Consider the following 17584-nt stretch of genomic DNA (forward strand, 5'->3'; position numbering starts at 1 on the left):
CGGGGCGGCCTCGAAACGGAGAGGCGGCCTATCTGTAGGTGGAGGGGCGAACGGGCAACCAGATGCGCCCCTCCGCGCCCCGAGATTTTCTCACGCCGCCTTCAGCAAAACTGATCGCGCCCTCCTCGGGGCGAGAAGGCCCGCGGAGGTCGCGAGTGGTCAGTGCCGCCCGTTCAGGATTTCGAACACCTGGGCGTAGTCGCCGCGCCGTTCCGCTTCGCTGAGGAACTTCACCCGCTCCACCATGATCTCGTCATGGCCGGCTTCGAACAGGGCCAGGCTCTCGGCGGTGAAGTCGGCCAGGGGCATGGAGTTGGGATTCTCGGCGTGGCCGGGCATCAGGTCGGTGGCGACGGCGGGCGGCGCCCATTCGATGACGCGGACCGGAGTGTCCTTCAGTTGATGGCGCAGGGACTGGCTCCAGGAATGGATGGCCGCCTTGGTGGCGTTGTAGGTCGGCGTCATGGCCAGCGGCACGAAGGCCAGACCGGAGGAGACGGTGACGACGGTGGCGGACGGCTTCGACTTCAGGTGCGGCAACAGGGCGGCCGTCAGCCGGATCGTGCCCAGCAGATTGATGGCGATGATCTGTTCGGCGACGGGCAGGTCGATCTCGTGTTCCGCGACCATGATCCCGGCGTTGTTGATGACGACGTTCAGATCGGGATGGTCAACGGTGACCCGGCCCGCGAAAGCCGTGATGTCTGCTGGGTTCTCCACGTCCAGAACGGCCGTGGCCATGCCCGGGTTGGCGGCGGCGACGGCGTCCAGCGCGGCCTGTCGGCGGCCGGCGATGATGACCTTGGCGCCGCGCGCGTGCAGGGCCTCGGCCATGGCCTTGCCGATGCCCGAGCCGCCGCCGGTGATCAGGATGGTGTCGTTGCGGGTGTCCATGGCGTGTCTCCTTCGAACTTGGAACGCGATGGCGGTCGATCTATAACCGACACTCTCTATTGGAAAGTAGGCACCGGAATGTGCCATACGCACCGAAAGGAAACCAATGCCCGCGCCTGCCTATGTTCCTCCGCACGACTACCCCCCTGTCGATCCGCGCGTGGAGGCCCTGGTCAATGAGGTGATCGGCCGGGTCGCTGACAAGTGGACCATGATCGTGCTGGAGGTCCTGACCGAGCACGGCGAACAGCGCTTCACCCGCCTCGGCGAGCTGGCGGGCGGCATAAGCCAGAAGATGCTGACCCAGACCCTGCGCCAGATGGAGCGCGACGGCCTGCTGATCCGCACCGTGCATCCGGTCGTGCCGCCCAAGGTCGAATACCGCCTGACCGACCTGGGCTTCAGCCTGTCCGAAGCCTTCTGCGGCGTATGGCAATGGGCGGAGAAGAACCTGGACCGCATCGAGGCGGCGCGTCAGGCCTTCGACAGCGCCCGCATGACATAGAAATCCGACAGCAGGCCATCCACGGCCTCTTCCAGATCCTCGAAACTGTCGATCAGGACGTCGCCGCCCAAATCTTCGGGCGGGATCGGCGTATAGCCATAGGTCACGACCACGCAGGGCATCCCGGCGTCGCGGGCGGCCTCGGTGTCGGGTGCGGCGTCGCCGATCATCACGGCCTTTGACGGGTCGCCACCGGCCATGGCGACGGCCTCCTTCAGATGGGCGCCGGAGGGCTTGCGGGCGCTGACCTTGTCCGGGCCGACGACGGCGGCGAAATGCCGGACCAGGTCGATCTTCGTCAGCAGGCGTTCGGACAGGTCGGTCCGCTTGTTGGTCGCCACCACCAGGATCGCGCCCCGCTCCTTGAGCCGCTCCAGCGTCTCCACCACCCCGTCGAAAGGCCGGGAATGGTCGGCGATGTGGTCGATGTAGTCGGCGATGAAGGCGTCGAACAGGGCCGGGTCGCGCGCCGCCTCGACCGGCGCGCCCGCCTGTTCGAACCCATGCTGCAACAGCGCCCGCGCCCCGCCGCCGATCAGGGCTGAGGCCCCCTCCATCGGAACCTCGGGCAGGCCCTTCTGGACAAGCATTCTGTTCAGCGTTCCGACCAGATCGACGTGCGTCTCCACCAGGGTGCCGTCCAGATCGAAGGCGAGGGTCCAGCCCTCCAGGTCGCGGTCGGTCATCGGCTTACGGTTCCCGTCGAGGGCTGCACATTGTAGAGGCGGACGACGCCTAGCCCCCGGATCGATTCATGACCAGACGCGCCGCCATCATCCTCGCCGCCGGACAGGGCACGCGGATGAAGTCCCCCCTGCCCAAGGTGCTGCATCCGGTCGGGCATCGCGCCATGCTGGACCACGCCATCGACGCGGCCGAGGCTCTGGGCTGCGAGCGGATCGTGGTGGTGGTCGGGAACCACTCGCCCGAAGTCCGCGCCCATGTCGTCAAACGGCTGGGCGAGGCGGCCATCGCGGTTCAGGACCCGCCACTCGGCACCGGCCACGCCGTGCGGGCGGCGGAAGGCGCCCTGGCGGACTTCGACGGTCAGGTGGTCATCACCTATGGTGACGTGCCCCTGCTGAAGGCGGCGGACATCGAACCGGTGTTCGGGCCCGGCGCGGGCGTGACCGTCATCGGCTTCGAGGCGCGTGAGCCGGGCGCCTATGGCCGACTGGTGATCGAGGGCGAGGCCCTGACGGCCATCACCGAGGCCAAGGAGGCGTCGGCCGAGGTTCTGGCCATCACCGCCTGCAACTCCGGCGTCATGGCGGCGCCGTCCGGTCTGCTGTTCCGCCTTCTGGCCGAGGTGACCAATGAGAACGCCAAGGGCGAATACTATCTTACCGACGTGGTCGAACTGGCGCGTAGGGCCGGAGAGCCCACGCGGGCGGTGTTCGCCTCGGAAGACGCGGTCATGGGGGTCAACGCCCAGGCCGAACTGGCCCAGGCCGAGGCCCTGTTCCAGAAAGTGCAGCGCGAGACCTTCCTCGCCGCCGGGGTGACCATGCCGGCGCCGGAGACTGTGCATTTCAGCTGGGACACCGAGATCGGGGCCGGAACGACGGTGGATCCCTTCGTGGTGTTCGGCCCGGGCGCCAAGATCGCGGGCGGGGCGCGCATTCGCAGTTTCAGCCATATCGAGGGCGCAGCGATCGCCTCGGGCGCCGAGGTCGGTCCCTATGCCCGGCTGCGCCCCGGCGCGGATCTGGCCGAGGGGGTCAAGATCGGCAACTTCGTCGAGGTCAAGAACGTCCGCATGGAGGCGGGCGCCAAGGCCAACCACCTGTCCTATCTGGGCGACGGCTCGGTCGGGGCCGGGGCCAACATCGGGGCGGGCACGATCTTCTGTAACTACGACGGCTTCTTCAAACACCGGACGACGGTGGGCGAGGGGGCCTTCGTGGGCTCCAACAGCGCCTTGGTGGCGCCGGTGACCATCGGGGCGGGGGCCATGGTGGGCTCGGGCTCGGTCATCACCAGCGACGTCGCGCCGGGCGACCTGGCTCTGGGGCGAGGCGTCCAGAGGGCCAAGACCGGCTGGGCCGCACGCTTCATGGACACCATGCGGGCGAAGAAGGCGGCGAAGGGCAAATGAGCGACGCACAGAAACAACGCGCCGGTGAGGCCGCCGCCCTGCGCGTCGAGGCCGGCATGGTCGTCGGTCTGGGCACCGGCTCGACCGCGGCCTGGTTCGTCAAGGCGCTGGCGGCCCGCAATCTGTCGGGTCTGCGCTGCGTGCCGACGTCGGAACGAACGGCCGATCTCGCGCGCGAACTGGGCCTGACCCTGTCGACGCTGGAAGACACGCCCCGCATCGACCTGACGGTGGACGGCGCCGACGAGATCGGCCCCGGCCTGGCCCTGATCAAGGGCGGCGGCGCGGCCCTGCTGCGCGAGAAACTGGTGTGGGAGGCGTCTGACCGCTGCATCTGCATCGCCGACGCCGCAAAGGTCGTGCCGGTGCTGGGCGCCTTCCCCCTGCCGATCGAGGTGGTGGCGTTCGGGCACAAGACCACCGGAAACCGGATCGCCGACGTGCTGATCGATCACGATATCCAGATGCCGGCCCGCCTGCGTCAGGCCGATCGGGGCGTCGTCCGCACCGATGGCGGCAACGTCATCTATGATGCGAAATGCGTGGCCATCCACGACCCGGCGCGCCTGGCCGACGACCTGAAGCTGATCACCGGCGTCGTCGAACACGGCCTGTTCCTGGACCTTGCGGATCACGCCATCATCGGCACGGACGCCGGGGTGGAGACGCTGGAGCCTTGAACCCGCAGGGTGCGAGCCGGATCGCTTGAGGCAGGGACCAGATCAGTCCGAGCCTGTCGGTCCGGTTCAGTCTTCCTCGTTGTCCTGCGCCCTGCGAATATCCGCGTGGGCGCGGCGGATGGTGGAGGCGACCTCCAGGCGGTTCGACCCGACATTGCGGCGGTTGCGCTCGGCGGAATAGAGGCCCTTGAGATAGGCCAGGTCCCAATCCGTCAGGCTCGCGGCGTCCGAAGGATGGTCGAAGATGTTGAGGATCGACGAATAGTCCCCCGTGTCCGCGTTCGGATCGATCTGGGCCAGAGAGATCATGGCGATGTAGTCGGCCAGCTGCAGGGCGGAGACCTCGCCCACCTTGTTCGCGTCAACGACCACCACGACACGATTCAGGTTGTCGACGATCTGGGTTCGCATCATCGACACGGAATCCACCATGATCACCGGGGCGAAATCGATGGTCTCGGTGCACATGTTGCGACATTCACCGGGCAGGCGCACGGCGCGTTCCCCGGTCTCGGAATCGACCGGGACGCTGACGGCCCACCACCGCACAGGCTTCTCGCTGGTGCGGAAGGCGTTCAGCGCCGACCGTCCCTGATCCATGCCGGACGCCCCGGTGCGAAACGCGCGCGGGCTTCGGTCGATCATGGCCGCCGCGACTTCGGACGGCGTGTCCGTGGCGACGATCAGGACGTTGGGCGCGCATCCGGGCTGCCCGGTGCGCAGGCCCAGGTCCTCGGCGACGGTTGAAACACGGTCTGCGATGTACTGGGCGGCCTCGGCCTGAAGATTGGCCACGCCCACACAGATGGGGTCATCCCATCGCGCCAGATTGCGGCCGTACACGGGCTTGGCGACCTCGCGCACATAGTTGCGGATCATCTGCTCGAGGGGGCGGCCGACGACCTCGATGTCTTCCAGGCGAGCCGGCGCGTCGGTGTCCGGCGCGGGCGCGGAGACCTGGGGCGGGACCGCCGTCGCCTGCGCGCGCGGCGCATCGATCCCGGCCGGCGCCGCGACGCTCAGAAGCGTGGCGAGCATCAGTGACATCATGGCGGCGGCCTTTCCTGGATTGAGTGCACAAGGTAGGACGGAATTCGTCGTTTCTGAAAGCGAATTAAACGCCGGCTCCGTGAGCCCTGGGGCGCGATTCCTTCGCCTCCGAACCCTTGCCGTAACGGGCCGTCGCCACTACTTCCGGCCCATCCTTGACGGACGAAGCGGGCGGCGATCTGGACTCTCCAGACTCTCTCGACTCCGTTTTCAGCGGCGCCTCCGGAGATCGACATGCCCGCCTACGACTACGACCTCTTCGTCATCGGCGCGGGTTCGGGCGGGGTGCGTGCGGCCCGGCTGACGGCGCTGGGCGGCAAGCGGGTGGCGATCGCCGAGGAATATCGCGTCGGCGGCACCTGCGTGGTGCGCGGCTGCGTGCCGAAGAAGTTCATGGTGATGGCGTCGGAGGTCAGCCACGCCCTGGAAATCGCCGAGGGCTACGGCTGGTCGTTCGACAAGGCCACCTTCGACTGGCCGACCTTTCTTCAGGCCAAGGATGTCGAGATCGCGCGCCTGTCGGGAATCTATGCGGCCAATCTGGGCAAGGCGGGAGTGGACCTGGTCCATGGCCGCGCCGTGCTGAAGGACGCCCACACGGTCGAGATCGTCGGCAAGGACCAGACCTTCACGGCCGAGAAGATCCTGATCGCCACCGGCGGCCGTCCGTGGAAGCCCGAGGGTCTGCCGGGCGTCGAGCACGCCATCACTTCGGAAGAGGCTTTCCACCTGCCGGAACTGCCGAAGCGCATCCTGATCGCAGGCGGCGGCTACATCGCGGTCGAGTTCGCGGGCATCTTCGCGGGCCTGGGTGTTGAAACCACCTTGATTTATCGCGGCCCGAACATCCTGCGCGGCTTTGATGACGACGTGCGCGCGCATCTCGCCGGCGAGATCGAGAAGCGAGGCATCAAGGTCATCCTGGGCTGCCAGCACGCCGCGATCGAGAAGACCGAGACCGGACTGGTCAACCGCCTCGAGAACGGCATGACGATCGAGACCGATGTGGTGATGTTCGCCACGGGTCGTGTGCCGCACGTCAAGGATCTGGGCCTGGAGGCGGCGGGTGTCGAACTGAACGACCAGGGCGCGATCAAGGTCGATGGCCTTTCGAAGACCACGGCCGACAACATCTGGGCCATTGGCGACGTGACCGATCGGATGAACCTGACGCCCGTCGCAATCCGCGAGGCGGTGGCCTTCCACGAGACCGTCTATCGCGACAACCCCCAGGCCTTCGACTACGAGGCGGTCGCCACTGCCGTGTTCAGTCAGCCGCCTGTGGGCATTGTCGGGCTGACCGAGGCCGAGGCCCGGCATTCCTGCGCCGAGGGCGTGGACGTCTACCTGACCCGCTTCCGGCCGATGAAATACGCCTTCACCGGATCGGACGAGCGCGTGCTGATGAAGCTGGTGGTCGACGCCGACAGCCAGAGGGTCGTGGGCGTCCATATCGTCGGCCCGGAAAGCCCGGAGATGATCCAGCTGGCGGCCATCGCCGTGAAGGCCGGTCTGACCAAGGCCCAGTGGGACGCCACCTGCGCGGTCCACCCGACCATGGCTGAGGAACTGGTCACCCTGAAGGATAAACAGTCTCCCGCGCACATGAGCGCCGGTTAGGGCGATTTCATTGTCCGGAAGGGCCGAAAAGAGTAAGGAGCGCGGCATGACGACGCGTTGGACCCCCACTTCTTGGAAGACAAAACCCGGCCTGCATATGCCGAACGACTATCCGGACGCACGCGCGCTCCAGATGGCGGAGGATGAACTGCGCGCCCTGCCGCCGCTGGTGTTCGCCGGCGAGGCCCGCCGCCTGACGGCCGAGCTCGCACGGGTCGAGGCCGGCGAGGCCTTCCTGCTGCAGGGCGGGGATTGCGCCGAAAGCTTCAAGGAATTCTCGGCCGACAACATCCGCGACACCTTCCGCCTGCTGCTGCAGATGGCGGTCGTCCTGACGTTCGCCGGCCGCAAGCCGGTGGTGAAGGTCGGGCGCATCGCCGGCCAGTTCGCCAAGCCGCGCTCGGCGCCGACCGAGGTGATCGACGGGGTCGAACTGCCGTCCTATCGCGGCGACAACATCAACGGCATGGCCTTCACGCCGGAAGAGCGGGCGCCGGACCCCCAGCGCCTCATCCGCGCCTATCATCAGTCGGCCTCGACCCTGAACCTGCTGCGCGCCTTCGCCAGCGGCGGCTATGCCGACCTGCACAACATCCACCGCTGGACCCTGGGCTTCGCCGACCATGGCGCGGGCGCCCAGTATCGCGAGCTGGCCGAAAAGATCACCGAGGCCCTGGCCTTCATGGAGGCCGTCGGCGTCACGCCCGAGACCCATCCCGACCTGTCGCGTGTCGAGGTCTTCACCTCGCACGAGGCCCTGCTGCTGAACGTCGAGACGGCCCTGACCCGCATCGACAGCGGGTCAGGCGAATGGTTCGACACCTCGGCCCACATGCTGTGGATCGGCGAGCGCACCCGTCAGCTGGACGGCGCCCACATCGAGTTCATGCGCGGCATCAACAACCCCATCGGGGTCAAGTGCGGCCCGACCATGGAGCCGGACGATCTGCTGCCGCTGATCGACGCCCTGAACCCGAACAACATCCCCGGCCGCCTGACCCTGATCGGCCGCTTCGGACATGAGAAGGTCGGCGACCGCCTGCCGCGTCTGATGCGGGCGGTGAAGGCGGCGGGCAAGCGTGTCGTCTGGTCGATCGACCCGATGCACGGCAATACGCTCAAGGCCGCCAACGGCTACAAGACGCGGCCGTTCGACCGGGTTCTGGGCGAGGTGAAGGGCTTCATCGAGGTGGCCGAGTCCGAGGGCGTTCACCCCGGCGGCGTGCATCTGGAAATGACCGGCCAGAACGTCACCGAATGCATCGGCGGCGCCACGGCGGTGACCGAGGACGACCTGTCCAGCCGCTATCACACCCACTGTGACCCGCGCCTGAACGCCGACCAGGCGCTGGAGCTGGCCTTCCTGGTGGCCGAACGGTTGAAGCAGGGGCGGATCAGCCGGTCGCAGGCGGCGTAAACGGGGGGAACAGCGGCGCGACCAGGGCGATCGTCGCCTCGGCCTCGGCGCGGTCGGGGGTCTCATCCTCGAGGCCATAGCCGCTCATCTCGCCGCCCCAGTTCTGAACCACGATCCCGTCCGGTCGCGACAGGACCGTCACGCCGCGATAGTAGACGCCGTAGTCGACCTCCTTCTGCGGCGACAACCAGGCGATCTGCCCCCGGATCGGGACGATGCTTTCGTCCCGCCACAGCGCCCGGGCCCCGTATCCAGTGCAGTTGATCAGCACCTTTTCGGGCAGAGCGGCGATCTCCGCCGGGGCATGGAACTCCCGCATTTCGATACGCCCGCCGTTCTGCAGGAACTCCTCCATCAGCCGATGGGCCAGCTCGGTGACGTTGAACTGCATCTCGGTCCCGAACCGCACTCTGGGAGCGGGGAAGGGCGTCGATCCGGAAGGCAGTTCGACGCTTCGGGGAATGATGTCGCGAAGACGCGGTGCGTAGTGAGCGAACTCGATCGGCTCCGGATCGCTCGCCGTCTTCAGTGGTCTGGGTGCGCGCTGGCCGTCGTTGACGATGTAGCGATCACTGAACACAACCGGATCGCCGTCCGTGCCCAGATAGGTCTGGAAGGTCGCGAAAGAGTCCCGCGCCATCCGCTCCCACTGGTCGGCGAAGCCGGTCGAGACCTTGGCGGTGTCGGCGACGCGGCTGTCCGGCGACCATGTCCCGGTGGCGCGCATGGACCGCGTGAAGGGCATGCGCTCCCTGGCGTAGATCACCACGCGCGCGCCGAGCCGCTGCAGTTGAAGAGCCGATGTGACGCCCAACGCGCCGCAGCCGATGACCGCGATCTGCGAAGGCCCGCCCGCGAGGGCCAAGGCCTTGGCGGCGGCGACAGCGCTCGATCCCCAGGACAGCGACCAGCCGCTGCCGCCATGGCCGTAGTTGTGAACCACCATGGTGTCGCCGACACGCTCGACGTCGAGGCGAGGCCCTTCGGCGCGGAACGGGCGGGTGCAGACTGTGGTCCGGATGATCCGTTCAGGCCGCATCAGGATCGGCGCGATCCGCTTTGACGCAAAGCTTGGGCGCAGGGGAGGGACGCTTGGGGCCGTCGTCGCGCAGGCCGAAAGCAGGCTCGTCGCGCCCAGACCGCCCAGACCGGACAACAGCGCGCGACGATCCGTGAGCTTGATCCTGTTCATCGCGGTCTCCGGGCGGTGCTGGGATCCGACGCTAGACCAAGGCGGACCCGTCTCGCCACCGAATGACCTTGGTTGACGGCTTGTGGTCCGTGAAGCGTCGGCGCAAATGCGTGCGAAAGCGTGAGGAACCGCCCATGTCCGAATCGATCGGCCGCCCCCAGAACGACGACCGGCCCGGCCGTCTGGCCTTCCAAGGCGCCTACGGCGCTTTCAGTCACGAGGCGTGTCTGGCCCTGCGGCCCTGGGATGAACCGATCCCGTTCGACACTTTCGAGGAGGTGATCGAGGCGGTTCAGTCCGGCGATTGCGACGGCGCCCTGATCCCGGTTGAGAATTCCTCGATCGGCCCGGTGGAGCCCGCCGCGACCCTGGTGCGCGAGACCGGCCTCACGCCGCTGGTCGATGTCTGGCGCCCTATCCGGCATGTGCTGATGGCCGTCAGCGGCGCCCGCCTTTCGGACATCAAGTCGGTCGAAAGCCACCCCATCGCCCTGGCCCAGTGCGAGCAGACCTTGCGGACCATGGGCCTGCCCGCCGTCGTCGCCTTCGACACGGCCGGAGCGGCGAAAGCTGTTGCGGCGGCCGGCGACCGCAGCCGGGCGGCCTTAGGGCCATCAGCGGCGGCCGAGGTCTATGGCCTGTCGATTCTGCGTCACGATCTTCAGGATTCGGCCGACAACCGCACGCGTTTTGTCCTGATCGCGCTCGACAAGGGTTGACGGCGCACGATCCTTGCGGGCTTAGAAGGAGGCGGATCGTTTCCTGATCCGGCAACCGGCCAGAAACCGTTCAAAGCCATGTCTGCCTCGCGCGCTGTCCTCTCGACCCTTTCGACCCGTTCGCGCGCGGTTGGCGGCTTTTATTTCGGCTCGCTCTATTTCGGCTTTCGATACGCCGGCTGAGGCCTCGAGCGCTTCTCGCTCCTGACAGCCTCGCCGGCGACCGCTCTGGACCAGAGCGGCGGCGCACTCCTGCATCCCTATCGAAATTTTCTGTTTTCCGAGCCGTATCATGTCTTCTTCCAACACCACGACCGCCAAGCCCAGCCATATCCAGCAGGTCTGGCCCGAGATGAACCCCGCCGAAATGACGCCTGAACAGACCGCCCTGGCCGAACTGCGCCGTGAGATCGATCTGATCGACGACCAGTTGCTGGAGCTGTTCGAGCGCCGCCTGGCCATCGCCGCCACGGTCGGCAAGGCCAAGGATGCCCCGCACGGGCCTCACACCAAGCTTCGTCCCGATCGCGAACAGACCGTTCTGGGTCGAATGACGAGCCAGTGCGAGCCTCAGAACGCAGAGGCCGTCTCCGGCCTGTGGCGCGAGATCGTCGGCTGGGGTCTGGCGCGCCAGGGCCAACTCCAGGTCCAGGTCTGGTCACCGAACGAACCCACCCGCGCCTTCGACGGCGCGCGCCAGCGGTTCGGCATGGCGGCCGACATCCGCATGGTCCGCACCGCTCAGGAAGCCCTGGCTTTCGCGGCCGAGGGCAAGGGCGTCGCGGTTCTGGCCATCAACAACGACGACGACTGGTGGACCGGCTTGCGTCGCGATTGGTCCGGCCTGTCGGTGTTCGACGGTTTCGGCACCGGCGGCGGCCAGCCCACGGCCCTGGCCGTCGGCAAGATCGATCCGCCGGCCCTGCCCAAGGGACGTCGGGTGGTGGTCAGCGCCGGCGGCGATGCGGGCGACGGCGGCGGCGCCCGTCGCTGGGGCCTGTCAACGCACCACGGCTGGACCCTGGCCCTGACCGACGCCGAGCACCTGTCGCCCGGCGACGCCGAGGGTTGCGTGGGCGCGATCGGCTGAAGGTTAGGGGTAGGGGCGAGGTTGCAGGGATTAGGGCGCGGGCGCGATCGGCATGATCCCCTGAAACCTACAACCTGAAAGCTGGCCCCTCACACCGCCATATTGTCGATCAGCCGGGTCCGGCCGATGCGCGCAGCGGTCAGGATCCTTGCATCGCCCTCAATGACGCCGGACGGGAAGGCGGCCAAGTCCTCCGCCCGGCGGATGGCGACATAGTCGATCGTGTCGAACCCGGCCTTCAGAATGGCGTCATAGGCCTCGCGTTCGGCTCCGGCGATGGGGCGGCCGGCGCGGGCCTTTTCTCCGGCTTGGCGCAAGATGACGTTCAATCTCCGTGCCACGTCCAGTTCCTCGGCGCTCAGGTAGGCGTTGCGGGACGACAGGGCCAGGCCGTGTTCGTCGCGGACAGTCGGGACGCCGACGATCTCCGTCGGTATGTCGAGATCCAACGCCAGCCGACGAACCACCATCAACTGCTGCCAGTCTTTCTCGCCGAAGACGGCGATATCGGCCTGGGCCTGGTTCAGCAGTTTGGCCACGACCAGGGCGACGCCGCCGAACATCTGGGGTCGGAAGGCGCCTTCCAGTCCCTGGGACGGACCGCCGGTTTCGGCGTCACCGACGGTGATGCGGGTGACGGCGCCCGCGGCGTACATCTCGTCGACCGTGGGGGCGAACATCAGGGCGCAACCGGTCTGGTCCAGAAGTTTGGCGTCGCGGTCCTGCTGACGCGGATAGGCTCCGAGGTCTTCGTGGGCGGCGAACTGGGTCGGATTGACGAAGACGCTGGTCACCACGCGGTCCGCCCGCTTGAGGCCTTCGGCGACAAGGTGCAGGTGTCCCGCGTGCAGCGCTCCCATCGTCGGGACCAGGGCGACGGTCAGGCCCTGTGCGCGCCACGCCCGCACGGCGGCGCGCAGATCGGCGACCGTGCGCACGATGCGAAAAGCGTCGAGAGAGGCGGTCATGGTTATCGCATTAACCCTTGAGTTTAAGCCTGTTCGTGAACGCGGCCTCAAAGCCCGTTCGCTAGGGTGGGCTTATGACGTCCGGCAGAATGCTCCGTCCAGCCCTGGCTCTCGTGCTGGGATCGCTCGTCACCTCGTGCAGCGGGGTGGAGGGCGACGCTGACCGTTTCGAAGCCATGGCGCGACAGGTCGCGGCCATCCCGGTGGACGGCGCGGAACGGCCCGCCACCTCAGCGGAACTGGGTCTGCGTCCGGCCTTGTCGACGGATCGGCCGGTGACCGTCTCAACGGTCGGCTTGAAGGTCGAGGTCATGGACCCGCATGAACTGTGGGACGCCCGCGACGGCCTGCGGCGTCCGTTCGCACCGACAAGGGAAAAGGTGAAGATCGAGGTCCGGCCTCAGCATGCGACGGCCGTTGCAACGCCGCCCGCTGCGACACAACCCGCGACAGGAACCGCGACCACCATCCAGTTGGGCGCCTATTCCAGCCTCGAAATCGCCCGCGCCGCATGGACCGACGCCCGCGCGGCGTCCGCCGCTCTGCGAGGCTTGACGCCCGAATTCGCGACAGTCCAGGTCAACGGCAAGCCTTTCGTGCGCCTGCGGGTCAAGGCGCCGGTCGCTGAAAAGGGCGCGATCTGCCGTGCGCTGGAAATCTCCGATCCCTGGTGTTTGCGCGGCGTCTGACGTCGCCTGTCCACACCGCAGGAAGTCTCTGCCCTTAACCTTTCGTTGACCTGAGACGGCGGCCGTCCGATTCTGGCAGCGACGGGCGTCCGACTGAGTCGCGTTCGCTCACGGCGGCTTCGGCCATTCAACGGAACGCAGACATGACGCAACCTCTCGTCATCGTGGTGGGCAATGAGAAGGGTGGGGCCGGCAAGTCGACCCTGGCCATCCATATCGCCGTCGGCCTGATGCATGCCGGACATCGCACGGCCATCATCGACCTGGATCTGCGCCAGCGGTCGATGTCGCATTTCTTCGCCAACCGGGCCGCCTGGACAGCCGCCAACGGCCATAGCCTGCCGATGCCGGTCGAGCCGGATCTCGGCGACGGCAAGGCCCTGGCCCGCGCCCCAGAGGATGAGCAGGTCGCCAGGTTCGAAGCCGCATACGCCGAGGCCCAGAAGTCGGGGGTCGAAGCGATCCTGATCGACACGCCTGGCGGCGACACGGTCCTGTCACGGCTGGCTCATGCCCGCGCCGATCAGATCATCACGCCCATGAACGACAGCTTCGTGGATTTCGACCTGTTGGGTCAGGTGGATCCGGTGACGCTCGATCTGATCAAACCTTCGATCTACTCCGAGAGCGTGTGGGAGGCACGCAAGCAGCGCGCCGTTGCCCAGGGCCGCCATGCGACGATCGACTGGCTGGTGGTCACCAACCGTCTGGCGGTGGCAGAGGCGCGCAACCGGCGCCGCCTCGAGGAGCGGATGGACACCCTGGCCAAACGGGTCGGTTTCCGCGTCGGACCGGGCCTTCGCGACCGCGTAATCTACCGCGAACTCTTCCCCTTCGGTCTTACGGTCGCCGATCTGTCGATCGACATTCGTCCCGTGGCCGTCTCTCTGGCCCATGTCGCGGCGCGCCAGGAGATGCGCAATCTCATGCTGGCCATGGGCCTAGAGGGCGCCAATATCGAGGGCTCGGGCGGTCTCGATGTTGCGGCCTAGATCGGCTTCGGCCGGTTCTGACGCATGACCTGGGTGCTGCTGGGCGGCGTGGCGCTCTGGACGCTCTACAGGCTGGGGAGATCCAGCGACCAGCCCGGGCGAGCGCAGTGGCGTGTGGCCGCGACGATTCTGGGTGGTGTCATGCTGGCCGGCGCCGTTCTCGCGGCGGCGCGATCGGCCTGGCTGTTGGCGGGTACGCTGGCGGCTGTCGGCGGCTATTTCCTGCTGGAGACCCGCACGCGCCCCATCCGTTCGCCACGCCGCGAGGAAGGCCTGTCCGAGGCCGAGGCGCGCGCCACGCTCGGGCTCTCTGCTGACGCCGGACGTGCCGAGATTCAGGCAGCCTGGAAACGGCTGATGGCCCGCGTTCATCCGGATCAGGGCGGAGCTGAAGGTCTGGCCGCGCGTCTGAACGCCGCCCGCGACCGACTGCTCAAGAAAAAATAGACCCGATCAGTCCGGCCGGATCACCGCACAGGTCACGCGACGCGCCGACAGGGCGGTGCAGGCGTCCCGAGCCGCCTGTTCGGTCAGGCCAACGAAGCGCGAGCGATACCAGTCGCCGGCGGTCTGGACCGTCCGCTCGGCGCCAGTGAACTGGCTGCGGAAGCGGCGATTGATCTCGCCCAGCCAGTTGCGCGCGACGCGCTCGTCCTTGAACGCGCCGACCTGAACGGCCCAGCGGCCCGCAGGCGCCCTGGCGGCGGCCGGCGCCGTCCGGGGCGCGGCCCTTGGTGCGGACGGGCGGGCAGGGGCGGCGCCCGAAGCTCCGCCGTTCAGCGAGGCCGTGAGGCTGGCGGCGGGCCGATCGGAGGGAACGCGCGCCGACACGTCGGGCACGCCAGCGACATGGATGGGCGACGACGGACGCGGCGTGGAAACAGCGGCGGCATAGGCCATTTCTGTCGGAGAGGCAGACGGCGATCCGATACCGGTCTCTTCTTCCTCCGCAGGTCCGAGCGACGCATAGGCCACCGCGCCGTCAGAGGCCGGGTTGGTGCTCAGACCAAAGCCGCGCTGTTCGAAGAAGCCCTGGGCGTACTGCAACGGTTCGCCGGCGGCGCGGCGTTGCTCCAGCTCAAAGCCGGTGTTCATCAGTTCCGACACATGGGCGTTTCGGGTGGCGCTTGAGCGTCCGCCCAGAACAACGACGATCAGCCGGCGATCGCCCCGAACGGCCGAAGCCGCCAGATTATAGCCCGAGGCGTTGGTGAAGCCGGTCTTGAGCCCGTCGTAACCCAGGCCAGAGGTCAGCAGGCCGTTGGTGTTGCGATAGTTCCGGCCGTTGTAGGCCCAGTCGTGCTGGCCGAAATAGGTGTAGTACTGCGGATAGTCGCGCATCAGCGCCCGCGCCAGCGTCGCCAGGTCGGCGGCCGTGGTCACCTGACGGCTGTCCGGCAGGCCGTTCGGATTGACGTAGCGCGTCTGGCTCATGCCCAGTTGATGCGCCTTCATCGTCATCATGGCGGCGAAGCGCGATTGTGAGCCGCCGATATGTTCGGCGATGGCCATGGCCATGTCGTTGGCCGATCGCACCGCCGTCGCGCGCATCGCGTCGTCGAGGCTGATCGTCTGACCGGCGGCCAGGCCGAGTTTCGATGGCGCCTGGGAGGCGGCCAGAGGCGATATGGTCAACTGGTCCGACAGCGAGACCCGGCCCGTGCTCAAGGCCTCGAACGCGAGATACAGGGTCATCATCTTCGTCAGGGACGCCGGATAGCGTCGGTCCTCGCCGTGGCGAGAGAAAAGGGTCTCGCCTGAGACCGCATCCACGACAATCGCCGCATAGCGTGCATTCTCGCCAGACTGGGCCTCGACCCGCGTCAGGGCCGGCGCTGCGCTCAGGGCGACCGAAACCGTCAGGGCCAGCAGTACGGCGAGAAGGCGGCGGAATCGAAGGGTCATGAGCGAACGCAGGCCTCACGGTTCAGGGGACGTCGCGACCGGCGCCGCGCGGGAATCCCGATACGGCCCCCCGGCCCCGTCAGATCGGTCCTAACATGCCGACGGAATGTTTCATGGTGGTTAATCAGGTCTCAACGCAGATTTGAACGGTCTGCACCTGACGGGCGAGGTGATCGACGATCATATTGTGCGCTGCACAAAAACCCCTTGACCTCTCTTCGCACTTGCACCATATGGACCCCAACGACGGGAACAGCCCGTCGATCAGATAGAGTTCCAGGAGAGTTTCATATGGCCGACACCGCTGAAGCCGTGAAGAAGACCGTCGAAAAGAACGCCGCCGCCGCTACCGCCCAGGCTGAAAAGATACAGGCCGCCGGCGCCCAGGCGTTCCGTGAAGGTCTGGAGCGCACCACCGCCTCGTTCGGCGAGTTGAACGCCGAAGGCAAGCAGAACCTCGACGCCGTGGTGGCCTCGGCCGCCGCCGCCCAGAAGGGCGCCGAAGCCCTGAGCCAGCAGGCCCTGTCGTACGGCAAGACCAGCTGGGAAACCGGCGTCGCCGCCGCCCAATCGCTGGCCAAGGCCCGCTCGGTGCAGGAGCTGATCGAGCTGCAGACCAGCTACACCAAGTCGGCGATGGAAGCCTATCTGTCGGAAGTCACCAAGGCGACTGACGTCTTCACCGCCTCGGTGAAGGACAGCTTCAAGCCGATCAACGAGCGCGTCACCGCGACCGTCGAAAAGTTCCAGGCCGCTCGCTGAGTGATCTGACCCGTCAGTAGCGTAACGAAAGGCCCGCCGGAGCGATCCGGCGGGCCTTTTCGTCATGATCAGGCTTCTTCGTCATCCGGCCTCGCGCCGCCGAACAGCTCCAGATTCAGCCAACGGGCGTCGGACACCACGCAGGGCGACCCCATGCGCACGTCCCATATGGCGTGGCGATCCGTCTCGTCCCCGCCGACATGCCACGGCTCGGCCAGGTTCGTTTGCAGCCGGGTCCATGCGGCCGGCATGTCGTCTGCCTCGAGCAGCAGCATGACGCCGTACTGGTCCTCGAACTTGTAATAGGGATTGACCCGGCACTGGGTGACCCGCGCCTCGCGCGCCACGACCGCGATCAAGTCGCGCGCCACATCAAAGGCCCGGTCATAGCCGTCGGCCCGCACATAGGCCTGCAGAAACATCTCCCATCTCGCCAAGGCCTGACCTCCATCCCTGGACGACAGAATGATCCGCGTCCGTCGTGCGGACCATAGCCCGCAGATCGGCGTCAGGTACCGAAAGGGCGGCGATTTCGATCTTCGGCGCCGGGGAATTCAACCGTCATGAACGGGTCGTGAGGGCGGCGAGGGTTGCCGTCGCTTCAAAACCGCCCAACACTCCCTATCTAGCGTTTCGACTCCCCGAAATAGCGGACAAAGAATGCCTATCCGTCGGCCAGGTGAGGGACAGGGTCAGGGCCTCGGCTCCGGGACCGCTGTCGTCACCGAGACCAAACCCAAGGTTCAGAAGCCCTCGCTGTATCGGGTGCTGATCCTCAACGACGATTACACCCCCATGGAATTCGTCGTCTATGTGCTGGAGCGGTTCTTTCAGAAGGACCGCGAGGCCGCGACCCGTATCATGCTGCATGTGCACCAGCATGGCGTCGGGGTCTGCGGCGTCTACACCTACGAAGTGGCCGAAACCAAGGTCGCCCAGGTGGTCGAGACGGCGCGACGCCACCAGCATCCCCTGCAATGCACGATGGAAAAGGACTGAGAGG

19 protein-coding genes are annotated in these 17584 nt (G+C 67.0%); 12 read left to right on the top strand and 7 right to left on the bottom strand.

Translation table 11 applies throughout. The features are described from left to right. Positions 1-159: 159 nt before the first annotated feature. On the bottom strand, positions 160-894 hold the full coding sequence (locus ACO2Q1_RS03460) for an SDR family oxidoreductase (protein ID WP_423328146.1): 735 nt from the start codon (positions 892-894) through the stop codon (positions 160-162). A gap of 106 nt (positions 895-1000) precedes the next feature. On the opposite strand from ACO2Q1_RS03460, the gene ACO2Q1_RS03465 reads away from it, so the two are divergent. Continuing rightward, the gene (locus ACO2Q1_RS03465; protein ID WP_423328147.1) at positions 1001-1399 is read left to right on the top strand and encodes a winged helix-turn-helix transcriptional regulator; all 399 of its coding nucleotides are present in this window, start codon (positions 1001-1003) and stop codon (positions 1397-1399) included. Here the strand turns inward: ACO2Q1_RS03465 and ACO2Q1_RS03470 are convergent. After that, the gene (locus ACO2Q1_RS03470; RefSeq protein ID WP_423328148.1) at positions 1369-2085 is read right to left on the bottom strand and encodes an HAD-IA family hydrolase; all 717 of its coding nucleotides are present in this window, start codon (positions 2083-2085) and stop codon (positions 1369-1371) included. The two genes, ACO2Q1_RS03465 and ACO2Q1_RS03470, sit on opposite strands and share 31 nt — an antisense overlap. 68 nt (positions 2086-2153) lie before the next feature. Here ACO2Q1_RS03470 and glmU point away from each other — a divergent pair, with 68 nt between their 5' ends. Next, positions 2154-3497, top strand: coding sequence for a bifunctional UDP-N-acetylglucosamine diphosphorylase/glucosamine-1-phosphate N-acetyltransferase GlmU (gene glmU / locus ACO2Q1_RS03475; protein WP_423328149.1), 1344 nt, complete (start codon positions 2154-2156; stop codon positions 3495-3497). Continuing rightward, positions 3494-4177: a ribose-5-phosphate isomerase RpiA gene (gene rpiA / locus ACO2Q1_RS03480; RefSeq protein ID WP_423328150.1), complete on the top strand. Its 684-nt coding sequence runs from the start codon at positions 3494-3496 to the stop codon at positions 4175-4177. Before glmU ends, rpiA begins: the two co-directional genes overlap by 4 nt. 66 nt (positions 4178-4243) lie before the next feature. Here the strand turns inward: rpiA and ACO2Q1_RS03485 are convergent, their stop codons facing one another. Continuing rightward, complete coding sequence (locus ACO2Q1_RS03485) at positions 4244-5215, bottom strand: hypothetical protein (RefSeq protein WP_423328151.1); 972 nt, start codon at positions 5213-5215, stop codon at positions 4244-4246. 246 nt (positions 5216-5461) lie between these two features. On the opposite strand from ACO2Q1_RS03485, the gene gor reads away from it, so the two are divergent. Both gor and ACO2Q1_RS03495 read left to right on the top strand, forming a co-directional pair. Continuing rightward, positions 5462-6847 (top strand): glutathione-disulfide reductase, encoded by a 1386-nt coding sequence (gor, locus tag ACO2Q1_RS03490; protein ID WP_423328152.1) that lies wholly within the window; start codon positions 5462-5464, stop codon positions 6845-6847. A 46-nt stretch (positions 6848-6893) separates the two neighbouring features. Continuing rightward, on the top strand, positions 6894-8264 hold the full coding sequence (locus ACO2Q1_RS03495; RefSeq protein ID WP_423328153.1) for a class II 3-deoxy-7-phosphoheptulonate synthase: 1371 nt from the start codon (positions 6894-6896) through the stop codon (positions 8262-8264). Here the strand turns inward: ACO2Q1_RS03495 and ACO2Q1_RS03500 are convergent. Next, positions 8242-9456 carry an FAD-dependent oxidoreductase gene (locus ACO2Q1_RS03500; protein WP_423328154.1) on the bottom strand — a complete coding sequence of 405 codons (1215 nt, stop codon included), beginning with the start codon at positions 9454-9456 and terminating at the stop codon, positions 8242-8244. The two genes, ACO2Q1_RS03495 and ACO2Q1_RS03500, sit on opposite strands and share 23 nt — an antisense overlap. Positions 9457-9590: 134 nt before the next feature. Between ACO2Q1_RS03500 and ACO2Q1_RS03505 the strand changes: the two genes are divergently transcribed. Both ACO2Q1_RS03505 and ACO2Q1_RS03510 read left to right on the top strand, forming a co-directional pair. After that, a complete protein-coding gene (locus tag ACO2Q1_RS03505; RefSeq protein ID WP_423328155.1) occupies positions 9591-10175 on the top strand; it encodes a prephenate dehydratase domain-containing protein in 585 nt (194 codons plus the stop codon). A 292-nt stretch (positions 10176-10467) separates the two neighbouring features. Then, positions 10468-11265, top strand: coding sequence for a chorismate mutase (locus tag ACO2Q1_RS03510; protein ID WP_423328156.1), 798 nt, complete (start codon positions 10468-10470; stop codon positions 11263-11265). A gap of 89 nt (positions 11266-11354) precedes the next feature. On the opposite strand, the gene panC is transcribed toward ACO2Q1_RS03510, so the two are convergent. After that, positions 11355-12233 (bottom strand): pantoate--beta-alanine ligase, encoded by an 879-nt coding sequence (panC, locus tag ACO2Q1_RS03515; protein ID WP_423328157.1) that lies wholly within the window; start codon positions 12231-12233, stop codon positions 11355-11357. Between the two features lie 89 nt (positions 12234-12322). Here panC and ACO2Q1_RS03520 point away from each other — a divergent pair, with 89 nt between their 5' ends. From ACO2Q1_RS03520 to ACO2Q1_RS03530, 3 genes are all read left to right on the top strand, one after another. Further along, positions 12323-12922, top strand: coding sequence for a hypothetical protein (locus ACO2Q1_RS03520; RefSeq protein WP_423328158.1), 600 nt, complete (start codon positions 12323-12325; stop codon positions 12920-12922). A 143-nt stretch (positions 12923-13065) separates the two neighbouring features. After that, on the top strand, positions 13066-13914 hold the full coding sequence (locus tag ACO2Q1_RS03525) for a division plane positioning ATPase MipZ (RefSeq protein ID WP_423328159.1): 849 nt from the start codon (positions 13066-13068) through the stop codon (positions 13912-13914). A gap of 24 nt (positions 13915-13938) precedes the next feature. Then, a complete protein-coding gene (locus tag ACO2Q1_RS03530; protein WP_423328160.1) occupies positions 13939-14361 on the top strand; it encodes a molecular chaperone DnaJ in 423 nt (140 codons plus the stop codon). 6 nt (positions 14362-14367) lie between these two features. On the opposite strand, the gene ACO2Q1_RS03535 is transcribed toward ACO2Q1_RS03530, so the two are convergent. Continuing rightward, on the bottom strand, positions 14368-15819 hold the full coding sequence (locus tag ACO2Q1_RS03535) for a D-alanyl-D-alanine carboxypeptidase (protein ID WP_423328161.1): 1452 nt from the start codon (positions 15817-15819) through the stop codon (positions 14368-14370). Positions 15820-16110: 291 nt separating this feature from the next. Between ACO2Q1_RS03535 and ACO2Q1_RS03540 the strand changes: the two genes are divergently transcribed. After that, on the top strand, positions 16111-16581 hold the full coding sequence (locus tag ACO2Q1_RS03540) for a phasin family protein (RefSeq protein ID WP_423328162.1): 471 nt from the start codon (positions 16111-16113) through the stop codon (positions 16579-16581). A gap of 68 nt (positions 16582-16649) precedes the next feature. Here the strand turns inward: ACO2Q1_RS03540 and ACO2Q1_RS03545 are convergent, their stop codons facing one another. Next, the gene (locus ACO2Q1_RS03545; protein WP_423328163.1) at positions 16650-17018 is read right to left on the bottom strand and encodes a hypothetical protein; all 369 of its coding nucleotides are present in this window, start codon (positions 17016-17018) and stop codon (positions 16650-16652) included. Positions 17019-17241: 223 nt separating this feature from the next. On the opposite strand from ACO2Q1_RS03545, the gene clpS reads away from it, so the two are divergent. Further along, complete coding sequence (gene clpS / locus ACO2Q1_RS03550) at positions 17242-17580, top strand: ATP-dependent Clp protease adapter ClpS (RefSeq protein WP_423328164.1); 339 nt, start codon at positions 17242-17244, stop codon at positions 17578-17580. Positions 17581-17584: the final 4 nt, after the last annotated feature.

It is taken from the genome of Brevundimonas sp. VNH65 (assembly GCF_049445955.1).
Classification (GTDB): Bacteria; Pseudomonadota; Alphaproteobacteria; order Caulobacterales; family Caulobacteraceae; genus Brevundimonas.